Annotated in this window: 20 protein-coding genes and 2 pseudogenes; 11 read left to right on the plus strand and 11 right to left on the minus strand. The window is 53.4% G+C overall.

What is annotated here, in order from left to right; all coding sequences use genetic code 11:
• Window positions 1-443: 443 nt before the first annotated feature.
• The 3 genes from aroP (at window position 444) to NAZ64_RS17105 (ending at window position 4337) form a co-directional block, all read left to right on the plus strand.
• The gene (gene aroP, locus NAZ64_RS17095) at window positions 444-1817 is read left to right on the plus strand and encodes an aromatic amino acid transporter AroP (protein ID WP_115400776.1); all 1374 of its coding nucleotides are present in this window, start codon (window positions 444-446) and stop codon (window positions 1815-1817) included.
• A gap of 163 nt (window positions 1818-1980) precedes the next feature.
• A complete protein-coding gene (locus tag NAZ64_RS17100; RefSeq protein WP_023137246.1) occupies window positions 1981-3387 on the plus strand; it encodes a glycoside-pentoside-hexuronide (GPH):cation symporter in 1407 nt (468 codons plus the stop codon).
• A complete protein-coding gene (locus tag NAZ64_RS17105; RefSeq protein ID WP_220569399.1) occupies window positions 3387-4337 on the plus strand; it encodes a glycoside hydrolase family 43 protein in 951 nt (316 codons plus the stop codon). Before NAZ64_RS17100 ends, NAZ64_RS17105 begins: the two co-directional genes overlap by 1 nt.
• A 91-nt stretch (window positions 4338-4428) precedes the next feature.
• Here NAZ64_RS17105 and ampE read toward each other — a convergent pair whose 3' ends face one another.
• Both ampE and ampD read right to left on the minus strand, forming a co-directional pair.
• A complete protein-coding gene (gene ampE, locus NAZ64_RS17110) occupies window positions 4429-5283 on the minus strand; it encodes a beta-lactamase regulator AmpE (RefSeq protein WP_000172039.1) in 855 nt (284 codons plus the stop codon).
• Window positions 5280-5843, minus strand: coding sequence for a 1,6-anhydro-N-acetylmuramyl-L-alanine amidase AmpD (ampD, locus tag NAZ64_RS17115; protein ID WP_220569400.1), 564 nt, complete (start codon window positions 5841-5843; stop codon window positions 5280-5282). Before ampD ends, ampE begins: the two co-directional genes overlap by 4 nt.
• An 87-nt stretch (window positions 5844-5930) precedes the next feature.
• Between ampD and nadC the strand changes: the two genes are divergently transcribed.
• The 4 genes from nadC to hofC all read left to right on the plus strand — a co-directional run bounded on the left by nadC (window position 5931) and on the right by hofC (window position 10070).
• Entirely contained in the window at window positions 5931-6824 is an 894-nt protein-coding gene (gene nadC / locus NAZ64_RS17120; RefSeq protein WP_076934753.1) for a carboxylating nicotinate-nucleotide diphosphorylase, read from the plus strand.
• Between the two features lie 221 nt (window positions 6825-7045).
• Window positions 7046-7483, plus strand: a complete 438-nt coding sequence (ppdD, locus tag NAZ64_RS17125) for a prepilin peptidase-dependent pilin (RefSeq protein WP_076934752.1) — start codon at window positions 7046-7048, stop codon at window positions 7481-7483.
• A 9-nt stretch (window positions 7484-7492) separates the two neighbouring features.
• Window positions 7493-8878 carry a type II secretion system protein GspE gene (gspE, locus tag NAZ64_RS17130; protein ID WP_220569401.1) on the plus strand — a complete coding sequence of 462 codons (1386 nt, stop codon included), beginning with the start codon at window positions 7493-7495 and terminating at the stop codon, window positions 8876-8878.
• Window positions 8868-10070, plus strand: a complete 1203-nt coding sequence (hofC, locus tag NAZ64_RS17135) for a protein transport protein HofC (RefSeq protein ID WP_115286341.1) — start codon at window positions 8868-8870, stop codon at window positions 10068-10070. Before gspE ends, hofC begins: the two co-directional genes overlap by 11 nt.
• A gap of 30 nt (window positions 10071-10100) precedes the next feature.
• On the opposite strand, the gene NAZ64_RS17140 is transcribed toward hofC, so the two are convergent.
• Window positions 10101-11144, minus strand: a complete 1044-nt coding sequence (locus NAZ64_RS17140) for a GMP reductase (protein ID WP_001217363.1) — start codon at window positions 11142-11144, stop codon at window positions 10101-10103.
• Window positions 11145-11369: 225 nt separating this feature from the next.
• On the opposite strand from NAZ64_RS17140, the gene coaE reads away from it, so the two are divergent.
• The 3 genes from coaE to yacG are packed head-to-tail and all read left to right on the plus strand — an operon-like array spanning window position 11370 to window position 12934.
• A complete protein-coding gene (gene coaE, locus NAZ64_RS17145) occupies window positions 11370-11990 on the plus strand; it encodes a dephospho-CoA kinase (RefSeq protein ID WP_115286342.1) in 621 nt (206 codons plus the stop codon).
• Window positions 11990-12733 carry a cell division protein ZapD gene (gene zapD / locus NAZ64_RS17150; protein ID WP_000557441.1) on the plus strand — a complete coding sequence of 248 codons (744 nt, stop codon included), beginning with the start codon at window positions 11990-11992 and terminating at the stop codon, window positions 12731-12733. The genes coaE and zapD overlap by 1 nt, the downstream gene beginning before the upstream one ends.
• Window positions 12734-12742: 9 nt before the next feature.
• On the plus strand, window positions 12743-12934 hold the full coding sequence (gene yacG / locus NAZ64_RS17155; protein WP_001286419.1) for a DNA gyrase inhibitor YacG: 192 nt from the start codon (window positions 12743-12745) through the stop codon (window positions 12932-12934).
• On the opposite strand, the pseudogene NAZ64_RS17160 reads toward yacG, so the two are convergent.
• Window positions 12931-13044: pseudogene (locus tag NAZ64_RS17160) on the minus strand (LysR family transcriptional regulator); the annotation flags it as partial. The gene yacG and the pseudogene NAZ64_RS17160 overlap by 4 nt on opposite strands.
• Between NAZ64_RS17160 and NAZ64_RS17165 the strand changes: the two are divergent.
• A pseudogene (locus NAZ64_RS17165) lies at window positions 13003-13215 on the plus strand (aldo/keto reductase); the annotation flags it as partial. The pseudogenes NAZ64_RS17160 and NAZ64_RS17165 overlap by 42 nt on opposite strands.
• A gap of 33 nt (window positions 13216-13248) precedes the next feature.
• On the opposite strand, the gene mutT reads toward NAZ64_RS17165, so the two are convergent.
• From mutT to ftsQ, 7 genes are all read right to left on the minus strand, one after another.
• Complete coding sequence (gene mutT, locus NAZ64_RS17170; RefSeq protein ID WP_000736058.1) at window positions 13249-13644, minus strand: 8-oxo-dGTP diphosphatase MutT; 396 nt, start codon at window positions 13642-13644, stop codon at window positions 13249-13251.
• Between the two features lie 151 nt (window positions 13645-13795).
• Complete coding sequence (gene secA / locus NAZ64_RS17175) at window positions 13796-16501, minus strand: preprotein translocase subunit SecA (protein WP_103132970.1); 2706 nt, start codon at window positions 16499-16501, stop codon at window positions 13796-13798.
• A gap of 61 nt (window positions 16502-16562) precedes the next feature.
• Window positions 16563-17060 (minus strand): secA translation cis-regulator SecM, encoded by a 498-nt coding sequence (gene secM, locus NAZ64_RS17180; protein WP_000014336.1) that lies wholly within the window; start codon window positions 17058-17060, stop codon window positions 16563-16565.
• A 278-nt stretch (window positions 17061-17338) separates the two neighbouring features.
• Window positions 17339-18256, minus strand: coding sequence for a UDP-3-O-acyl-N-acetylglucosamine deacetylase (lpxC, locus tag NAZ64_RS17185; RefSeq protein ID WP_000595487.1), 918 nt, complete (start codon window positions 18254-18256; stop codon window positions 17339-17341).
• Between the two features lie 100 nt (window positions 18257-18356).
• Complete coding sequence (gene ftsZ, locus NAZ64_RS17190) at window positions 18357-19508, minus strand: cell division protein FtsZ (RefSeq protein WP_000462785.1); 1152 nt, start codon at window positions 19506-19508, stop codon at window positions 18357-18359.
• 60 nt (window positions 19509-19568) lie between these two features.
• Window positions 19569-20831: a cell division protein FtsA gene (gene ftsA, locus NAZ64_RS17195; protein WP_000588463.1), complete on the minus strand. Its 1263-nt coding sequence runs from the start codon at window positions 20829-20831 to the stop codon at window positions 19569-19571.
• Window positions 20828-21658 carry a cell division protein FtsQ gene (ftsQ, locus tag NAZ64_RS17200; protein ID WP_000075728.1) on the minus strand — a complete coding sequence of 277 codons (831 nt, stop codon included), beginning with the start codon at window positions 21656-21658 and terminating at the stop codon, window positions 20828-20830. Before ftsQ ends, ftsA begins: the two co-directional genes overlap by 4 nt.

The following is a 21658-nucleotide window of genomic DNA, read 5'->3' on the forward strand; positions in this document are numbered from 1 at the left end:
AGGAGGCACATTTTAACAATTTTACAGAAATCATGTTTCAAAACTGTAACTGTGCACAAATGTTAAATTTACCCACCAGGAGGTAGATTTAACGTATTTGAAACGATAAAAAATCTCATCTGAACCGATTCAACAGCAGATTAAATGCGTTTTTATGCATAAATAATGAATAAAAACAAATCAACCTTTGTAAGGGAAAATAAAAGGAGGTATTTACAAGTGCTTTCTTTTTACGCAACTCGTCATCACCCCTGCACAAAGCAGGTGCATTCGCGGTCACATACCATTATTCTGATCAAGACGAAAGAGTTGAAGTGACATTTAAAAAAACGAACCTGTAAATAAATTAATACAAAAAGCGGAATTGCAAACTTACACACGCACTACTGCATCGTTCAAAATAAGCGCGTTATAAATAAACCGCGCCCGATACACGAGGTTTTATGATGGACAGTCAGCAGCACGGCGAGCAGCTCAAGCGCGGCCTGAAAAACCGCCATATTCAGCTTATCGCATTGGGCGGCGCGATAGGGACAGGCTTGTTCCTGGGAAGCGCCTCCGTTATTCAGTCGGCGGGGCCAGGAATTATCCTGGGCTATGCGGTTGCAGGCTTTATTGCCTTTCTGATTATGCGCCAGCTGGGGGAGATGGTGGTTGAAGAACCGGTCGCCGGCTCTTTTAGCCACTTCGCCTATAAATACTGGGGCGGCTTTGCCGGATTCGCTTCCGGCTGGAACTACTGGGTGCTGTACGTATTAGTTGCCATGGCGGAACTGACCGCAGTGGGTAAATATATCCAGTTCTGGTATCCGGAGATCCCCACCTGGGCTTCTGCGGCAGCCTTCTTTGTGATTATTAACGCCATCAACCTGACCAACGTTAAAGTGTTCGGTGAGATGGAGTTTTGGTTCGCCATTATTAAAGTGATCGCCGTCATCGCTATGATTCTGTTCGGCGCGTGGTTACTCTTCAGCGATACCGCTGGTCCGCAAGCCACCGTGCGCAACCTGTGGGAACAGGGCGGCTTTCTGCCGCATGGCTGGACCGGGCTGGTGATGATGATGGCCATTATTATGTTTTCGTTCGGCGGACTGGAGCTGGTAGGGATCACCGCCGCTGAAGCCGATAACCCGGAACAGAGCATCCCCAAAGCCACCAATCAGGTTATCTATCGCATCCTGATTTTTTATATCGGCTCGCTGGCGGTTCTGCTTTCGCTGCTGCCATGGACGCGCGTCACCGCCGATACCAGCCCGTTTGTCCTTATCTTCCATGAGCTGGGCGATACGTTTGTCGCCAATGCGCTGAATATCGTGGTTCTCACCGCCGCGCTATCGGTTTATAACAGCTGCGTTTACTGCAACAGCCGTATGCTGTTCGGTCTGGCCCAGCAGGGAAATGCGCCGAAAGCGCTGCTGAACGTCGACAAACGCGGCGTGCCGGTGAGCTCCATTTTGGTTTCCGCCGTCGTGACGGCGTTGTGCGTGCTGCTCAACTACCTGGCCCCAGAGTCCGCATTCGGACTGCTGATGGCGCTGGTGGTCTCCGCGCTGGTCATTAACTGGGCGATGATTAGCCTTGCCCATATGATGTTCCGTCGCGCGAAACAGCAGCAGGGCGTGAACACCCGCTTCCCGGCCCTGTTTTATCCGTTCGGCAACGTTCTCTGTCTGCTGTTTATGGCGGCGGTATTGATCATTATGCTGATGACGCCAGGTATGGCGATCTCCGTGTGGCTGATTCCGGTATGGCTGCTCATCCTGGGCGTCGGCTACCTGTGTAAAGAAAAAACGGCAAAAACGGTGAAAGCCCACTGATCGTGGCGTTACTTTTCCGCCCTCCCCGTCCGGGGAGGGTGTTATCTGCCTCACAGTTTCCCACGTATAACCATTTTATCCATATCAGCGGCGTGATCCTGCTACGCAAATAAAAGCTCGCAGGCGAATAATTACCGCCATCATCTGATGGGGAGAAGTCTCAATGGATAAGGGCAGACTTTCGGTAAGAGAGAAAATCGGGTATGGCATGGGCGACGCCGGATGTAACATTATTTTTGGCGCTATCATGCTGTTTGTGAATTATTTTTATACGGATATTTTTGGTCTTGCCCCGGCGTTAGTCGGTGTTTTACTCCTTTCAGTACGCGTTATCGATGCCGTTACCGATCCGGTGATGGGCGCGCTTGCCGATCGTACCCAAAGTAAATATGGTCGTTTCCGCCCCTGGCTACTGTGGATTGCATTTCCCTACGCGCTGTTCAGCGTTCTGATGTTCACGACGCCGGACTGGGGCTATAACAGCAAAGTTGTCTATGCTTTCGTCACCTATTTTCTGCTTTCCGTGACCTACACCGCCATCAATATTCCCTATTGCTCACTGGGCGGCGTGATCACCAATGATCCAAAAGAGCGCGTGGCCTGTCAGGCTTATCGCTTCGTGTTAGTCGGCATCGCGACGCTGTTGCTATCGTTAACGCTATTGCCGATGGTGGACTGGTTTGGCGGCGGCGACAAAGCCAAAGGCTATCAGTTGGCGATGACCGTGCTGGCGATTATCGGCATGGGTATGTTTCTGTTCTGCTTTGCCAGCGTCCGCGAACGCGTTCGCCCTGCCATTCCGACGCACGATGATATGAAGAATGATTTCAAAGACGTGTGGAAAAACGATCAATGGGTACGCATTCTGCTATTGACCTTATGTAACGTCTGCCCGGGGTTTATCCGTATGGCGGCGACCATGTATTACGTCACCTGGGTGATGGGACAAAGCACCCATTTCGCTACGCTTTTTATTAGCCTTGGCGTGGTCGGTATGATGATCGGCAGTATGCTGGCAAAAGTCTTAACCGATCGCTGGTGTAAATTGAAGGTATTTTTCTGGACCAATATCGCGCTGGCGATTTTCTCCTGCGCGTTCTATTTCTTTGATCCGAAAGCTACCGTGATGATAGTGGCGCTCTACTTCCTGCTCAATATTCTGCATCAGATCCCTTCCCCGTTGCACTGGTCGCTGATGGCGGACGTCGATGATTACGGCGAATGGAAAACCGGCAAACGCATTACCGGTATTAGCTTCTCCGGTAATCTGTTCTTCCTGAAACTGGGCCTGGCGATTGCCGGGGCGATGGTCGGCTTTTTGCTCTCCTGGTACGGTTATGACGCCAGCGCCAAAGCGCAAAGCGCCTCGGCGATGAACGGTATTATGCTGTTGTTTACCGTTATCCCCGGCGTTGGCTATCTGATTACCGCAGGCGTGGTACGTCTGCTGAAAGTTGACCGTGAACTGATGAAAAAAATCCAGGACGATTTGGAAAAACGTCGCACTAATTACCGCGAATTGAGTGAGTTGCAGGAGCTCAAAGCCGCTGAAAGCGTAAGGAAAGCCTGATGGCAAACTGGCCAAACCCGTTTATTGAACAACGTGCCGATCCGTTTATTTTACGCGACGGCAGCGATTACTACTTTATTGCCTCCGTACCGGAATATGACAGGCTGGAAATCCGCCGGGCTGATTCGCTGGAAGGGTTGCGCGCCGCCGACCCCGTTGTCGTCTGGCGCAAACCGGAAAGCGGCCCGATGAGCCAGCTCATCTGGGCACCGGAAATGCACCGCATCAACGGCAAGTGGTACATCTATTTTGCCGCTACCCATACTCAAGCGCTTGATAAGCTGGGAATGTTCCAGCACCGCATGTTTGCCCTGGAGTGCGCCGATGCCGACCCACTCACCGGCAAGTGGACGGAGAAAGGTCAAATTAAAACATCGTTTGATACCTTCGCCCTCGATGCCACCACTTTTTATCATCAGGGAAAGCAGTGGTATCTGTGGGCGCAAAAAGCGCCGGATATTGCCGGTAACTCAAATATTTATCTGGCTGAACTGGAAAATCCGTGGACGATTAAAGGCGAGCCGGTAAGGCTCAGTAAGCCAGAGTACGACTGGGAGTGTCGGGGTTTTTGGGTTAACGAAGGTCCGGCCGTCGTGGTGCATGGCGACAAGCTGTTTATCAGCTATTCGGCCAGCGCCACCGATGAAAACTACTGTATGGGATTACTGTGGATTAACGTAAACGACGATCCGCGCGATCCGGCCAACTGGCATAAATCACCGCGCCCGGTCTTTACCACCAGCTATGAAAATCGCCAGTATGGGCCGGGACACAACAGCTTTACGCAAACGCCGGAAGGTGAAGATGTACTGGTGTACCACGCGAGAAATTACACCGAAATTGAAGGCGATCCGTTGTACGATCCCAACCGCCATACGCGTCTGAAACGGGTGCACTGGGACGAAAACGGGATGCCTGATTTTGGCGTGCCGCCAGCCGATACGATCTAAGCCGTTGCACTGCCCGGTGGCGCTAACGCTTACCGGGCCTACAGATTTTTCCATTGTAGGCAGCATAAGCGTTAGCGCCATCGGCACAACGCTACACTAATGCCCCATAAATGGTGAGCAACGCAATAATCACCACCACCACAAACGAGGCCTTCTTCGCCATCGACACCGCCGCTTTGGGGGTTTCTACTTTGTCAGTATGCGGTTCACGCGCCAGTGAGAACTGCGCCAGACGTGTGAGCACCTGATACTGCGAAGTATGCAGATCCGCCAGCGAGGCAAACCAGGCCGGCAACGCTTTCTCGCCATGCCCCAGTAATGCATACACTACGCCCGCCAGACGTACCGGAATCCAGTCCAGCACATGAAGAATAGCGTCAATGCCGGATTGCAAACGTTGGTGCGGCGTCTGATAGCGCGCCAGCCAGGTCTGCCAGGCCCGTAAAAACGCATAGCCCACCAGCGTTACCGGCCCCCATGGACCGCCAACGATAAACCAAAATAGCGGTGCGAGGTAAAAACGGAAATTTATCCATAACAACGCATTTTGCAGCTCACGCAAAAATTCACGCTCATTACAATCCGGCGGCACGCCGTGAATCAGCGTAAGCTCGCTGGCCATCGCCTCGCAAGGATGCGGATCGTTACGGGACGCCGCTTTCAGCCAGGCGTGATAATGTACTCGCACTTTGCCCGCGCCGATACACAGCACGCCCAGGAGAATCCACACCACCAGCGTCGGTACGTTAAATAGCAGCCCTTTTAACGCCTGGAGCAGTAGAAAAGTCACCACCATCGCGATCGCCGTCATTCCCATCGTGCGCAACATCGAAAAATGCGTAATCCGACGGAATAGCGCCTCCAGCCGATGATCGAGCTGCCAGTGCTCGCCCAGCTTAAACAGGCGCTCGACAATCAGCACCAGTAATGTCGTAAACAGCGTCATTTCATCTCCTTGTGCGACGAGAGGGCTACCAAAGCGCGAAAACGCGGCCAGTCAAAGGCAGGGCCAGGGTCCGTTTTGCGGTCAGGCGCAATGTTGCAGTGTCCGGTCATATTGTCGGCGATCGCCGGATAGCAAGCGATAAGCGTGCGCGTCACGGCGGCTAGCTGCTGATACTGCGCATCGGTATAAGCCAGCGTATCCGTCCCCTCCAGCTCAATACCAATGGAGAAATCATTACAACGTTCCCGCCCCTGATAGTTTGATACGCCCGCATGCCACGCACGCTTATCAAAAGGCACATACTGGACGATTTCACCGTCGCGACGAATCAGACAATGGGCCGAAACACGAAGATGAGCGATTTCTGCAAAAAAAAGATGGGCGTCTGGATCTATCGTTCCGGTGAATAATGCATCGATCCACGGACCGCCAAATTCGCCGGGGGGCAGGCTAATATTATGCACCACCAGCAAGGACGGTTTTTCGTCATCCGGACGGCAATCATAATGCGGAGAAGGGACGCGTCGCGCCTCTACCAACCAACCCTTATCTGGCAACATGCGGAGTCTCCTTTTGAGTGGTGCTTATAGCTGCTTCAGAGTAGCATGTTTCTACCTTATGATTCGTTAGCAATTTGGAGTTTTATCATGCCGCCTCGCCGTTATAACCCAGACGACCGACGTGACGCGCTACTGGAACGCATTAATCTCGATATCCCTGCCACCGTTGCTCAGGCGCTGCGTGAAGATTTAGGTGGAGAAGTCGATGCTGGCAACGATATCACCGCGCAACTTTTGCCGGCAGATACGCAAGCCCATGCCACGGTGATCACTCGTGAAGACGGCGTTTTCTGCGGCAAGCGCTGGGTTGAAGAGGTCTTCATCCAACTGGCGGGCGATGATGTGCGCCTCACCTGGCATGTCGATGACGGCGACGCCATTCACGCTAACCAAACAGTGTTTGAACTGAACGGCCCCGCTCGCGTATTGCTGACCGGCGAGCGCACGGCGCTAAACTTTGTCCAGACCCTTTCCGGCGTCGCCAGTGAAGTACGCCGCTACGTTGGACTGCTGGCTGGCACCCAAACCCAGTTGCTCGACACGCGTAAAACGCTGCCGGGTCTGCGCACCGCGCTCAAATATGCAGTTTTATGCGGCGGCGGCGCCAATCATCGTCTGGGCCTCACTGACGCGTTCCTGATTAAAGAAAACCATATCATCGCCTCCGGTTCTGTTCGTCAGGCGGTGGAAAAAGCGTTCTGGCTCCATCCGGACGTGCCGGTAGAAGTCGAGGTCGAAAATCTGGATGAACTGGACGATGCGCTGAAAGCAGGCGCGGATATTATCATGCTGGATAATTTCAACACCGACCAGATGCGCGAGGCGGTGAAACGCGTCAACGGCCAGGCGCGGCTGGAAGTATCCGGCAACGTCACCGCGGAAACCTTACGCGAATTTGCTGAAACCGGGGTGGATTTCATCTCCGTTGGCGCGCTGACCAAGCACGTACGCGCGCTCGATCTCTCCATGCGTTTTCGCTGATCCTCTCCACCCGATGGCGCTGCGCCGTCGGGTCTATAAATCACCTGTCCGTAGATCCGCGTCGTGATTCGGTAAAATATTCGTAGCGCCTCGCAATAACGTTGCCGTGTCATGTAACGCAGCGAAAATCTTCAGAATCCGCCTTCCCGTTTTACCTTTTGCCGCTCGCCCGCTCTTCCCGCGTTTGCCACAGTAGCGCCAGCTAACTCAAGGAGCGAACAATGGAAAAACAACGCGGTTTCACGCTTATCGAACTGATGGTCGTTATTGGCATCATCGCCATTTTAAGCGCCATTGGCATTCCGGCTTACCAGAACTATCTGCGTAAAGCGGCGCTGACGGATATGTTGCAAACGTTTGTCCCCTACCGTACCGCCGTCGAACTCTGCGCTCTGGAACATGGTGGGACGAGCACATGCGATGCGGGCGTCAACGGTATCCCCTCGCCCATCATCACCCGTTATGTTTCGGGCATGAGCGTGGAAAAAGGCGTCATCACGCTTACCGGCCAAGAGAGTCTGAGCGGGCTTAGCGTCATCATGACGCCCGCCTGGGACAATGCTAACGGCATTACCGGCTGGACGCGTAACTGCAATATTCAAAGCGACAGCGCGTTACAACAGGCTTGTGAAGATGTCTTCCGTTTTGACGCCAACTAAGGAGACAAGATGAAAGACGCTCAGCTCAACACCTTGTGTCAACGTCATCAGGCTGTACTGATCAATAGCGCCAGCAACAGTATCACTGTTGCGGTGGTCGACGCGCCCTCTAATGCGTTACTGGACGCTCTGCATTTCGCCACGCAAAAACAGATTGATATTGTGTGCTGGACTCGCCAGCAAATGGAAAATCATCGGCATAAGCCGGATCAGGCCCCCTCGGCAAACGCCGCGAAAGGCGGAGAAACCGCGGCCCAGCTTCTCAATCAGACATTACGCTCGGCGATGGCGAAACGCGCCTCTGATATCCATCTCGAACCAGGCGCCAGCCGCTACCGGATAAGGCTCCGCATCGATGGCGTTCTTCATATTCTGCAGGACATCGCCAAAGAGACGGGGCTTGCGCTGACGGCCAGATTGAAAGTCCTGGGAAATTTGGACATCGCTGAACATCGGCTGCCGCAGGACGGGCAATTTACCGTTGACCTGGCGGGCGACAGCATCTCTTTTCGTATCGCCACGCTTCCCTGTAAAGAAGGCGAAAAAGTCGTCTTACGGTTGTTGCATCAGGTTGAACAAACGCTGGATCTGGACACGCTGGGCATGTACGGGGCACAACTTACCGCTTTTAGACAAGCCCTACAGCAACCTCAGGGGCTGGTACTGGTGACTGGCCCCACCGGTAGCGGAAAAACAGTCACGCTATACAGCGCGCTACAAACCCGGAATATGCCGGGTATCAACCTCTGTAGCGTTGAGGATCCGATAGAAATTCCACTGGATGGGATTAACCAAACGCAGATCCATCCCCGCGCCGGGCTCACCTTTCAAAATGTGCTGCGCGCGCTTTTACGCCAGGATCCTGACATCATCATGGTAGGTGAAATTCGTGACGGCGACACCGCAGAAATCACCATTAAGGCGGCACAAACGGGCCATCTGGTACTTTCCACGCTCCATACGAACTCCACCAGCGAAACCCTGATACGTTTGCAGCAAATGGGCGTAGCACGCTGGATGATCTCATCGGCGCTTACGCTGGTGGTAGCGCAACGCCTGGTAAGGAAGCTTTGCCCGCACTGCAAACAGCGTCTGAGCGATCCCGTGGTGCTATCGCCCAATCTTTGGCCCAGCGCGCTACCGCGCTGGCAGGCAAGCGGCTGTCAGCATTGCTACCACGGCTTTTATGGCCGAACCGCGTTATTCGAAGTGTTAACCGTTACCCCGGCATTACGTCAGTTAATTGCGAGCGGCGCATCGGCGCAAGCACTGGAAGCCCACCTCCAACAGACCGGTACAGGGACGCTTTTTGAAAATGGCTGTCGCGCCGTTGAGCAAGGCATGACGTCCTTTGAAGAGATACTGCGCGTTCTGGGAATGCCCCATGAGCGTTAAACAGCTCTGGCGCTGGCAAGGCGTTAACGATAAAGGTCAACTGGAACAAGACGTTGTATGGGTGGACAATCGTCTGGCGCTGATCATCACCCTGCAACATCAGCGCATTATGCCGCTTCGCATCAAGCGCATGGGCGTTAACGCCGCACTGTGGAAAGAAGAGCAAAGCGCTGAAATTATTCATCAGTTGGCCACGCTCATTCATGCCGGGCTGACGCTTTCTGAAGGGCTGGAACTCCTTGCGCAACAGCATCCCCACCGACAATGGCAAGCGCTGTTGCGCACGCTGGCTCACGAGCTTGAACAGGGCGTCCCTTTTTCCAGCGCATTAGTCTCCTGGCCGCAGGTATTTCCGCCGCTCTACCAGACGATGATCCGCACCGGAGAACTGACCGGCAAACTGGCCGACTGCTGCTTTGAACTGGCTCGTCAGCAAAAAGCGCAACGGCAGATTACGGTTAGCGTGAAAAAGGCGCTACGCTATCCCGTCATTATTCTGACAATGGCCGCCCTGGTCGTTTTCGCCATGCTGCACTTTGTCCTGCCGGAATTTGCCGCCATTTACCGTAGCTTCAATACCCCGCTCCCTCTTCTGACGCGCGGTATTATCGCGATAGCGCAATGGGGGGCGGCATGGGGTTGGCTCATCTTGTTCCTGACGATGCTCATTGCTATCGCTCACCGCAGGGTAAAACAAAAACCGTCCTGGCAAGCGCAGCGGCAGCGTCTTCTGCTACGGCTTCCCGTTATGGGTCGCCTGATAAGAGGCCAGAAACTAGCGCAAATATTCACCGTACTGGCATTAACCCAAAGCGCAGGCATTCCTTTTCTTCAGGGACTGGAAAGCGCTATCGAGAGTCTCGGCTGCCCTTACTGGTCACAGCGTTTAACTCAGGTACATCAGGAGATCGCCGCGGGCAATCCGGTCTGGTTGGCGCTAAAAAATACCCAGGAATTTAGTCCGCTATGCCTGCAACTGGTCAGAACGGGCGAAGCGTCCGGTTCACTCGATATCATGCTGCATAACCTTGCCCGTCACCACAGTGAAACTACGCTGGCGCTGGCCGATAATCTGGCGTCGCTGTTGGAACCGGCGTTATTGATCATCACCGGTTTAATTATCGGTACGCTGGTGGTGGCGATGTATTTGCCGATTTTTCATCTGGGAGACGCGATGAGCGGGATGGGATAAGGCTGGCGCACATTTACGCCAGCCAGAATATTAGAGGCTATTGAAAATGCGGTTTTCTTGTTCCTGCACCCGAATAAAGGTGGTGCGTTTGGTCAACTCTTTCAGGCGAGACGCGCCGACATAAGTGCAGGCTGAGCGCAAACCGCCCAGGATATCGCGGGCGGTATTGCCCACCGGCCCACGCAGCGGCAATTTAACCGTTTTACCTTCTGCCGCGCGGTATTTCGCGACGCCGCCGACATGACGGTTCATCGCAGATTCCGAACTCATGCCATAGAACAGCATAAACTTCTCGCCGTTCTCTTCTACCACGCTGCCGCCGCTCTCTTCGTGACCCGCCAGCATACCGCCCAACATAACGAAATCCGCGCCGCCGCCGAAGGCTTTTGCTACGTCGCCTGGCATGGTGCAGCCGCCATCGCTGACGATCATGCCGCCCAGGCCATGCGCCGCGTCAGCACATTCGATAACCGCCGACAGTTGCGGATAACCGACGCCGGTTTTTACGCGCGTCGTGCATACGGAACCGGGACCAATTCCCACTTTCACGATATCGGCGCCGGAGAGGATAAGCTCTTCGCACATCTCGCCCGTTACCACATTGCCTGCGCAGATTGTTTTTGTCGGCCATGCTTCACGCGCTTTCGCGACGAACTGCACAAAATGTTCTGAATAGCCATTGGCCACATCAATACAGACAAAGTTCAGCGCAGGATCCAGCGCCAGAATCTGCACGGTTTTTTCGAAATCAGCATCAGAGGTCCCGGTGGAAACCATCACATGCTTCAGAACATCAGCCGAAGCCGTGTTGATAAAAGCTGCCCACTCTTCAACGGTATAATGTTTATGTACAGCAGTCAGAATATCAAACCCGGCCAATGCTTGCGCCATTTCAAACGTCCCGACGGTATCCATATTGGCCGCAATAATCGGTACGCCAGACCAGGTCTGACCTGAGTGTTTAAAGGTGAATTGACGTTCCAGTTCGACATCGGAACGGCTTTTGAGGGTAGAACGTTTAGGACGGATAAGAACGTCTTTGAAACCTAACTTCAGATCTTCTTCAATACGCATGTGCGGATTCCTGGGGTTAATGGCGAAAAATCGAAACTCACAACTCCAGTGACGCTATCATACGCACTAATCATGGCCGTACAAGACTGCGAAATTCTCTTTTTTTACGTTACAATCCCATAAATTTACCTGGCGAATAGTAGGTTAATGCTCAGAGCGCATCGTCTTTGTATGTTTAAAATTTAACCTTTTGATTATCAAACTAAAATTCCGGAAGCTGGAGATATGAGGTATACCGTAGCCTTAACCGGCGGTATTGGCAGCGGTAAAAGTACCGTCGCTGATGCCTTCGCTGACCTCGGAATAACCGTCATCGACGCGGATATTATCGCGCGCCAGATGGTTGAGCCAGGGCAGCCCGCCCTGAACGCAATAGCGGAACATTTTGGTTCTGAACTTATCGCCGCCGACGGCACGTTACGTCGCCGGGCGCTGCGTGAGCGTATTTTTTCGCATCCGGAAGAAAAAGCCTGGCTTAACGCTCTGCTTCATCCCTTAATTCAGCAGGAAACCCAACGACAGTTTCAACAGGCTACGTCGCCCTATGTGTTATGGGTTGTGCCTCTGCTGGTTGAAAACAAGCTGTATCAAAAAGCCAACCGCGTACTGGTGGTTGACGTGACGCCTGAAACGCAGCTTATGCGCACAATGCAGCGTGATGATGTTACGCGCGAGCATGTTGAACACATTCTCGCTGCGCAGGCGACGCGTGAAGCGCGCCTTGCCGTGGCGGACGATGTTATTGATAATAACGGCGCACCGGATGCTATCGCATCAGATGTGGCCCGCCTGCACGCCAGTTATCTTAAGCTCGCGTCGCAGTTTGTCTCACAGGAAAAACCGTAATGCACACCCAGGTCCTATTTGAACACCCTCTCAATGAGAAGATGCGTACGTGGCTGCGCATAGAGTTTTTGATCCAACAGCTCTCCATCAACCTGCCAATTGCAGACCATGCTGGCGCACTGCATTTTTTCCGTAACATCAGCGATCTACTGGATGTGTTCGAACGGGGCGAAGTCCGTACCGAACTGCTGAAAGAACTGGAGCGCCAGCAGCGTAAATTACAGGCCTGGGTTGAGGTTCCCGGCGTCGATCAAGACCGTATTGAAGCCCTGCGCCAGCAGTTAAAATCCGCGGGCAGCGTGCTGATCTCCGCCCCGAGGATTGGCCAGCAGCTACGCGAAGATCGCTTGATTGCCCTTGTGCGTCAACGCCTAAGTATTCCTGGCGGCTGTTGCAGTTTCGATTTACCCACTCTGCATATCTGGTTGCACCTACAACAGGCGCAGCGCGACGCCCAGATTGAAAGCTGGCTTGCCAGCCTGAATCCCCTCACCCAGGCGCTGACTTTGGTACTTGATCTGATCCGAAATTCAGCGCCTTTCCGTAAGCAAACCAGCCTGAACGGTTTTTATCAGGATAACGGGGACGACGCCGATTTGCTGCGTCTTATGCTGACGCTCGATTCACAACTTTATCCGCAAATTTCCGGCCATAAGAGCCGTTTTGCCATTCGCTTTATGCCGCTGGATAGTGAAAATGGTCTGGTGCCGGAGCGTCTTGATTTTGAACTGGCCTGTTGCTAAGGAGTAAAAATGTCTGACGTGACCGTCGTAAACTGTCCGACCTGCGGTAAACCGGTCGTCTGGGGGGAAATTAGCCCCTTCCGTCCATTTTGTTCTAAACGCTGTCAGTTAATTGATTTGGGCGAATGGGCCGCCGAAGAGAAACGAATCGCCAGCAGCGGCGACCAGTCTGATAGCGACGACTGGAGCGAAGAGCGCTAACAGTGATGGCTCTGTTGAGACGGCAATATCGCCTTATGACAAAAATAATCAATAAATACGCGTAGTTTTGGCGCCATATGCGCGCGGCCGGGATAATACCAATAAAATCGGCGAGATTAGGCTATAACAGAAACGTAGCCGCCACTGCGCCAGAAAACCCTGGCGCGTTATCACTGACCCTAAGCCCGCAGGAGCTGACGGCAATTGAGGCGGTTTTTCCTCACGACGCCGCGGCCGGCCCCCGCTACTGGCCGGAAATTATGTCGACATTAAATCGCTAATAAGATCGATGGGGATCGTGTTGCGATCCCCCACTAAGGCGCAAATTGGCGTAATTTACGAATAATCGGTTCATTGGCCGGTGGAAAATCGTCCGTATTCAACGCGTTTTGCGCGATCCACCGTCCCGGCTGTCCTTCTTTCCCCCACGGTTCGCCCTCCCAGCGTTCAACCAGCCAAAACCACAGCGTAATGTGTCTATCCGGGAATTGATATTCCAGAGTGTCGAATAATGTCACCTGTGTTGGCGTAATCCCCACCTCTTCCTGTAGCTCCCGGATCAACGCCTGCTCAGGTGTTTCGTCGGCTTCAATTTTTCCGCCGGGAAATTCCAGCTTGTTCGCCATATGCGCATCCGCGGCGCGTCGGGTAATAAAAATTTCGTCGTTCGGGTTGCGGATAATCCCAACCGCGATTTGCAGTTTTTTCATCTTGTTGCATCCATAAAAAAGGCGCAGTCGCCTGCGCCTTTTTATCTGTGTTCAATGCCAGGCCGAATAAGCGTAGCGCCCTTCGGCAATAATGCCAGCACCGGCCTGATGGCAACACATCATGTCTTATCAGGCCGGTAAGTTTATCGCATTAGCTCAGGCGACCGTGACACTGTTTGTATTTCTTACCGGAACCACAAGGGCAAGGATCGTTACGTCCAATCTTACGTTCGCCGGTTTGGGCGGCCAGATCGGCAGCCACGGCGGCATCGTCATCCTGATGGCTTAACTGCTGCATCTGCGCCAGGCGCTCCGCCTCTTCGCGACGCTGCATTTCCATCGCTTCGACCTCTTCCGGCATACGTACCTGGACTTTGCTCAGGGTACTGATCACTTCATATTTCAGCGATTCCAGCATCGCGGCGAACATAGCGAAGGATTCGCGCTTGTATTCCTGCTTCGGATCTTTTTGCGCATAGCCGCGCAGATGAATACCCTGACGCAGGTAATCCATCGCCGCCAGGTGCTCTTTCCACAGGGAATCGAGCGTTTGCAGCATCACGCCTTTTTCGAAATGACGCATCATTTCAGCGCCAACCACCTCTTCTTTACGCTGATACAATTCGATAGACTGCGCCAGGATGCGCTCACGCAGCGTCTCCTCATGCAGCTCCGGCTCTTTATCCAGCCATTCGGCAATCGGCAGCTCCAGGTCGAAGTCGTTTTTCAGGCGTTCCTGCAAACCCGGGATGTCCCACATCTCTTCCAGCGACTGCGGCGGAATGTAGGCGTCGATAGTCGCCTTAAAGACATCTTCGCGAATGCTGTTAATGGTGTCGCTCACGTCAGACACATCCAGCAGTTCGTTACGCTGGGTATAAATTGCACGGCGCTGATCGTTCGCCACATCATCATATTCCAGCAGTTGCTTACGAATATCGAAGTTACGGCTTTCTACTTTACGCTGCGCGTTAGCGATAGCTTTCGTCACCCACGGGTGCTCAATCGCTTCGCCCGGCTTCATCCCCAGTTTACGCATCATACCGGAGACACGATCGGAGGCGAAAATACGCATCAGCGCATCTTCCATCGACAGGTAGAAACGGGAAGAACCCGGATCGCCCTGGCGACCGGAACGGCCACGCAGCTGGTTGTCGATACGGCGGGATTCATGGCGCTCGGTGCCAATGATATGCAGACCGCCGGCAGCCAGAACCGCGTCATGGCGTACCTGCCAGTCCGCTTTAATCTGCGCAATCTGTTCTTCCGTCGGCGCTTCCAGCGCGGCGACTTCCGCCTGCCAGCTACCGCCCAGCATAATATCGGTACCACGCCCCGCCATGTTGGTAGCGATAGTGACCGCCGCTGGATAACCAGCCTGCGCAACGATGCCTGCTTCGTTGGCGTGGAATTTTGCGTTCAGGACGTTATGTTTGATGCCCGCTTTGGTCAGCTCTCTGGAAACCACTTCAGATTTCTCGATAGAAATCGTCCCGACCAGCACTGGCTGACCGTTCGCGGTACGCTCTTTAATATCTTCGATAATGGCCTGGATTTTTTCCGCTTCGGTCATGTACACCAGATCCGGCAAATCTTTACGGATCATCGGACGGTTGGTCGGAACAACGACGGTGTCCAGCTTATAGATAGAGCTAAATTCGAAGGCTTCAGTATCCGCCGTACCGGTCATACCGGCCAGCTTTTCATACAGACGGAAGTAGTTCTGGAAGGTGATAGACGCCAGCGTCTGGTTTTCATTCTGAATTTCAACGCCTTCTTTCGCTTCTACCGCCTGGTGCAGACCGTCAGACCAGCGACGCCCCTGCATGGTACGACCGGTATGTTCATCAACAATGATGACTTCACCGTCTTTCACAATGTAATCCACGTCACGGGTAAACAGCGCGTGCGCGCGCAGCGCGGCGGTGACGTGATGCATCAACATAATATTGCCAGGCGAGTAGAGCGACTCGCCTTCATCCATAATGCCTTCTTGCACCAGTAGCTCTTCAATCAGCACCAGACCGCGTTCGGTCAGGTTAACCTGGCGCGCTTTCTCATCAACGGAGAAGTGGCCTTCGCCCTGGAAAGTGTCAGAATCTTCTTTCTCCTGACGAATCAGGTGCGGAATGATTTTGTTCACTTTTTTGTACATTTCCGAGCTATCTTCCGCCGGGCCGGAAATAATCAGCGGCGTACGCGCTTCATCGATCAGGATGGAGTCGACCTCATCCACCAGCGCATAATGCAGTTTACGCTGCACGCGCTCTTCCGGGCTGAATGCCATGTTGTCGCGCAGGTAGTCAAAACCGTATTCGTTGTTAGTGCCGTAAGTGATGTCAGCAGCGTAAGCTTCACGTTTGGCTGGCGCAGGCATACCTGGCAGGTTGATACCAACGGACATGCCGAGGAATTCGAATAGCGGACGGTTGTTTTCGGCGTCACGCTGCGCCAGATAGTCGTTCACGGTTACCACATGAACGCCTTTACCGGACAGCGCGTTCAGGTAGGCTGGCAGCGTTGCGGTCAGCGTTTTACCTTCACCAGTACGCATTTCGGCGATACAGCGATCGTTGAGCACCATACCACCCAATAGCTGAACGTCGAAGTGACGCATCCCAAAGACGCGTTTACTGGCTTCACGCACTACCGCGAACGCTTCCGGAATCAGGCTCTCTACGCTTTCGCCTTTTTCAATACGGGCGCGAAATTCGTTGGTTTTCGCTTTCAGTTCGTCATCGGAGAGTTTTTCCATCTCCGGTTCCATCGCATTAATAAGGCTGACGGCCTTACGCATACGACGCAGCGTACGATCGTTACGGCTACCGAATACTTTGGTTAATAATTTGATTAGCATAATAAAGTCTCAAATGCCCCGCGCCGCGGAGCTACAAATAAAGTAAAAGGGTCTTTTTTCGTTAGCTGAGACGTTGCGGACCGGCGCGGATACCCTGCGCCTGACTTATCCAGGCCGGGATGCTAAATGCGGTTTGTGGCGCAAAATACGCCAGGGAGAGGCGGCGAACAATCGCCGGCGGCGTGCCCTCCTGCGTGAGCATCGCGCTGAGCGTATTCAGTAAGGCGATATGATGCGCCTGTAATGGCGACGGCGCGTCGGCAACGGGCAGCGTTTGCGGCGCCATTGCAAAAGAAAGGTGGCGAATCACCGTGCGAATAGCGTGCTGATGCCAGTAATCTACGGTGAAATTGGGACGACGGTTAGAGGCTTCTAACAGCGCAAGATGGCTAAAGTTAACTTTAGACGCGGTGCTGGCGGTCGTCCTTGCAGGCGTATTGGTTTCGGCGGCGTTACTGAGCGCGGGCAAACCAAAACTCGCCGCGACCATCCCTAATAAGAGATGCGGCCAGAAGTATCGTCTGCCTAACTGTCGCCAGCGCGTCAGTATTCCACTCACGTCATTGCCACCTGATATGCCCCTCATGGGCTTACGGAATCAAAACAATTTGCGCACAAATCTTATCATTAAAGCGTACGCGCTACAGCAGTAATGACGAGAAGCTAAGGTGAAAATCGGCTAAGAAAACAGCGAACGCGCCGTGTTTCCATTTAACCCTGTCAAAATGGCTGTATTAAGGAAAGCGCAGATAAAGGATAGTAAAAAAAACGACTGGCTCGCCTGGCCGGAGAGAGTGCCAGGTTAACCAGTCGAATTTTATACGACAGCGTATGTCGTTATGCCAGTACCGTCGAAGGCGCTTTGAAAGCCAACGGCAGTTCTGCGTCGTCCTGGAAGGTCACAAATTCCCAGGCTTCCTGTTTTGCCAGGACTGCCTGTAACAATTTGTTATTCAATGCGTGACCGGATTTATACGCGGTAAACGCACCAATAATATTGTGACCACACATGAACAAGTCACCGATCGCGTCGAGCATTTTGTGACGAACGAATTCATCTTCAAAACGCAGGCCGTCTTCGTTCAATACGCGATAATCGTCAACAACGATGGCACAATCGAAGCTGCCGCCCAGGCACAGGCCGCGGGACTGCAGATATTCAATATCGCGCATAAAACCGAAGGTACGCGCACGGCTGATCTGGCGCATGAACGCATCCGCAGAGAAGTTCATCGCGTAGCGCTGGCTGCTGGAATCGATCGCCGGATGGTTAAAGTCGATGGTGAAATCCAACGTAAAACCATTGTACGGTCTGAATTCAGCCCATTTATCGCCATCTTCAACCCGAACAGTCTCTTTGATGCGTACGAATTTTTTGGCGCAGTTCAGTTCATCAATACCGGCATCAAGCAGCAGGTAGACAAACGGAGCGGCACTGCCATCCATGATCGGGATTTCCGGGGCATTAACCTCAATAACGATGTTATCGATACCTAAGCCCGCCAGAGCAGCGTTCAGGTGCTCAACGGTTGAAATCCGTACATCATGCTCATTCACCAGACACGTACAGAGCATGGTATCACGCACAGATTTGGCATCGGCCGGGAAATCTACCGGTGGATTCAAGTCGGTGCGACGATAGATGACCCCGGTATTGGCCGGCGCAGGGCGTAATGTCAGGGTGACTTTTTTGCCGGTGTGTAAACCGACGCCAGTCGCCTGAACGATACGTTTAAGTGTCCTTTGTTTGATCATCGTATAATCTCGCCAAATTACCTATCCAACCGAAGTGTACTATACATTCGGCGGGCCAGTTTAGCACAAAGAGCCCAGAATCCCAAATTCCAGCTAATTCTTAATCAGCTTGCTTACGCAGGAATGCGGGGATATCCAGATAATCCGGCTCTTTCGCCGCCTGTGGTGTATTGTCGTTAACCACTTTCGCGACCGTTTTTTGCTCCTGCGTCAGCGGCGCCATACCGTGCTGCTGATAACGATCCAACACCGGCTGCTGCACCTGTTTATTGGTGACCAGAGTGATTTCCGGACGCTTGTCCATACCAATTCCAGTGGCAACAACGGTCACGCGCAGTTCGTCGTTCATATCCGGGTCCAGAGAGGTACCGATAACCACGGTGGCGTTATCCGACGCAAACGCGCGAATGGTGTTACCGACGGTTTCGAACTCATCCAGACGCAGGTCGAAGCCCGCCGTAATGTTGACCAACACGCCGCGCGCGCCGGACAGGTCGATATCTTCCAGCAGCGGAGAAGAAATAGCCATTTCAGCCGCTTCTTCCGCACGGTCTTCACCGCTCGCCACGCCGGAGCCCATCATTGCGTAGCCCATTTCAGACATCACGGTACGCACGTCAGCAAAGTCGACGTTCATCAGGCCCGGGCGGGTGATCAGCTCTGCGATGCCCTGAACCGCGCCTTTCAGCACGTCGTTAGCCGCGCCGAACGCGTCGAGCAGGGAGATACCACGGCCCAGCACTTTCAGCAGCTTGTCGTTCGGGATGGTGATCAACGAGTCCACATGCTTGGACAGCTCGGTGATACCCTGCTCCGCAAATGCCATGCGCTTTTTGCCTTCAAAATTGAAAGGCTTAGTCACCACGGCAACGGTCAGAATACCTAAATCTTTTGCCACTTCAGCAACCACTGGCGCCGCGCCGGTTCCGGTACCGCCGCCCATGCCTGCCGCGATAAATACCATGTCTGCGCCTTCAAGCGCCGCACGCAGCGCTTCACGGTCTTCGTCCGCCGCGTTACGACCGACTTCCGGGTTAGCGCCGGCGCCCAGACCTTTGGTAATGCCGCTACCAATTTGAATGGTCTGGCCAACCGCCGTTTTACGCAACGCCTGAGCGTCGGTATTCACCGCGAAGAATTCAACACCTTCGATGCGCTCGCGCACCATGTGTTCAACAGCGTTACCGCCGCCACCACCGACGCCGATGACTTTAATCACCGCGTCGTTGGTTAGTTCCATAGGTTCAAACATAATCTCTCTCCGTCATGTGCCTGTCGCCTGAGGCCGTAATATCTGGCGGCCTCATAAAAATTAAAACTCTTTTCGCAGCCAGCTATTAAGTCGCTTGATCCACGAGCCAACTGATGCCGTAACACGTTTTTCCACTTCTGCTTCACCGTTTAAGTGGGACTCTTTCCCGTAGTGAAGCAAGCCCACCGCCGTTGAGTAATACGGCTCCTGGGCATAATCCGTCAGACCGGTAATATTCAGCGGCGCGCCGATACGCACCTGCGTATGAAACACGCGCTGAGCGCAAGCAGCAAGCCCTTCGATTTGCGCCGCGCCGCCGGTTAACACAATCCCCGCCGCCAGGTGATGTTTTACCCCTTGTTGGCGAAGCTGTTCCTGTAATTGCAATATCTCTTCGTTGACCAGATTGAGCAGCTCGGTGTAACGCGGCTCAATCACTTCCGCCAGCGTCTGACGTTGCAGGCTGCGCGGCGGACGCCCGCCTACGCTCGGTACTTCAACGCTCTCGTCTTTACCGACGATGGAACCCAGCGCGCAACCGTGGCGGACTTTAATGGCTTCAGCATCGCTCGGCGGCGTACCAAAGGCATAAGCGATATCGCTGGTCACCACGTTCCCCGCGTAAGGGATCACTTTGGTATGACGCAGCGCGCCGCCAGTATAAACGGCGATATCCATTGTACCACCGCCGATATCCACGACACAGACGCCCAGTTCACGTTCATCTTCCGTTAACACGGAATAACTGGCCGCCAGTCCGGCAAATATCAGTTGGTCAACTTTCAGACCACAACGTTCAACAGCTTTGACAATGTTTTTTGCCATATCGTTGTGGCAGGTAATCAAATGTACTTTCGCCTGCATACGCACGCCGGAAAGACCGACCGGATTTTTAATGCCTTCCTGGTAGTCAATGGCGTACTCCTGAGGAATCACATGCAGCACGCGATGTTCATCGCGCACGCGCACTGACTTCGCAGTATGCACGACGTTTTCCACATCTTCTTGCGTCACTTCCTCTTCGGAAATGGGTACCATACCAATTTCATTCTGACAGCTAATATGTTTGCCGGAAAGCGCCAGATATACCGAGGAGATCTGGCAATCAGCCATCAATTCCGCCTGGTCAATGGCGCGCTGAACGCATTTCACCACTGACTCAAGGTCATTCACCCCGCCTTTATCCATACCCCGCGATGGGCAACTGCCCACGCCAATGATATTGACCATACCGTCGGGCAGAACTTCCCCTACTAAAGCGGCAACCTTCGCGGTGCCAATCTCCAGTCCTACTACCAGTTTTCTGTCCGTCGCCTTGATCATTGTTGTTCTGCCTGTGCCTGATTCTGTTGCTGATTAGATTCCTCAGGGGGGAGCGGCGCCCAGCCAACTGCCGCACCTGAGTCATAACGCAAATCAACGTAGCTAATCCGTTTGCCATCGGTTTGCGCCTGCTGCTGTAAAACCGGATAGAGTTCTACAAAGCGAGCCAACCTTTTCATCGTATCGCCCCTGCCGAGATTGAGCTTAATGCCGTTATTAAGCGTCAATTGCCAGGAGCGACGTGCGGTCATCGCCGCTTCCTTTAGAGTGAATTTATCCTTAGCCAGCACCTGCCCCATCTCGCGGTATCCCTGCAACACTTCACTCGCGCTGCCTTCCGGGCCATACAACATGGGTAAAACCTGTTTGCCGATGCGGTCTGACGGCACGCTGAAGGTGTTCCCTTCAGCATCGACCATATGTTGATCATTCCAACGCGCAATCGGCACATATTCAACCAGATGAATCTTCAATTCATCAGGCCACTGTTTTCTGACGCTGGCCTGTTTAATCCACGGCAAACGCTCAATCTGGCTCTGGATAATGTTCACATCCTGCGTCATGAAGGTTCCCGGCGCGCCCAGAGCCAGTATCGCCTGACGGATATCATCGTTACGCGTGTAGTGACGCTCGCCGGTTAATACCAGCTTTGATAACGGTAAACGCTGCGCATCTTCCATCCACCCTAACACGACCCACCCGCTAACAAACACGGTGCACAGTACCGTCAGCAGGAACAGTATTCCTGCAAGACGCGTTCCATTGTTACGGCGTGAAGAAGGCGTCTCTTCATCACTGTTTCGCGTGTTCAGCGCAGCCTGCGACAT

The sequence above is a fragment of the Salmonella sp. A1325 genome, assembly GCF_056991255.1.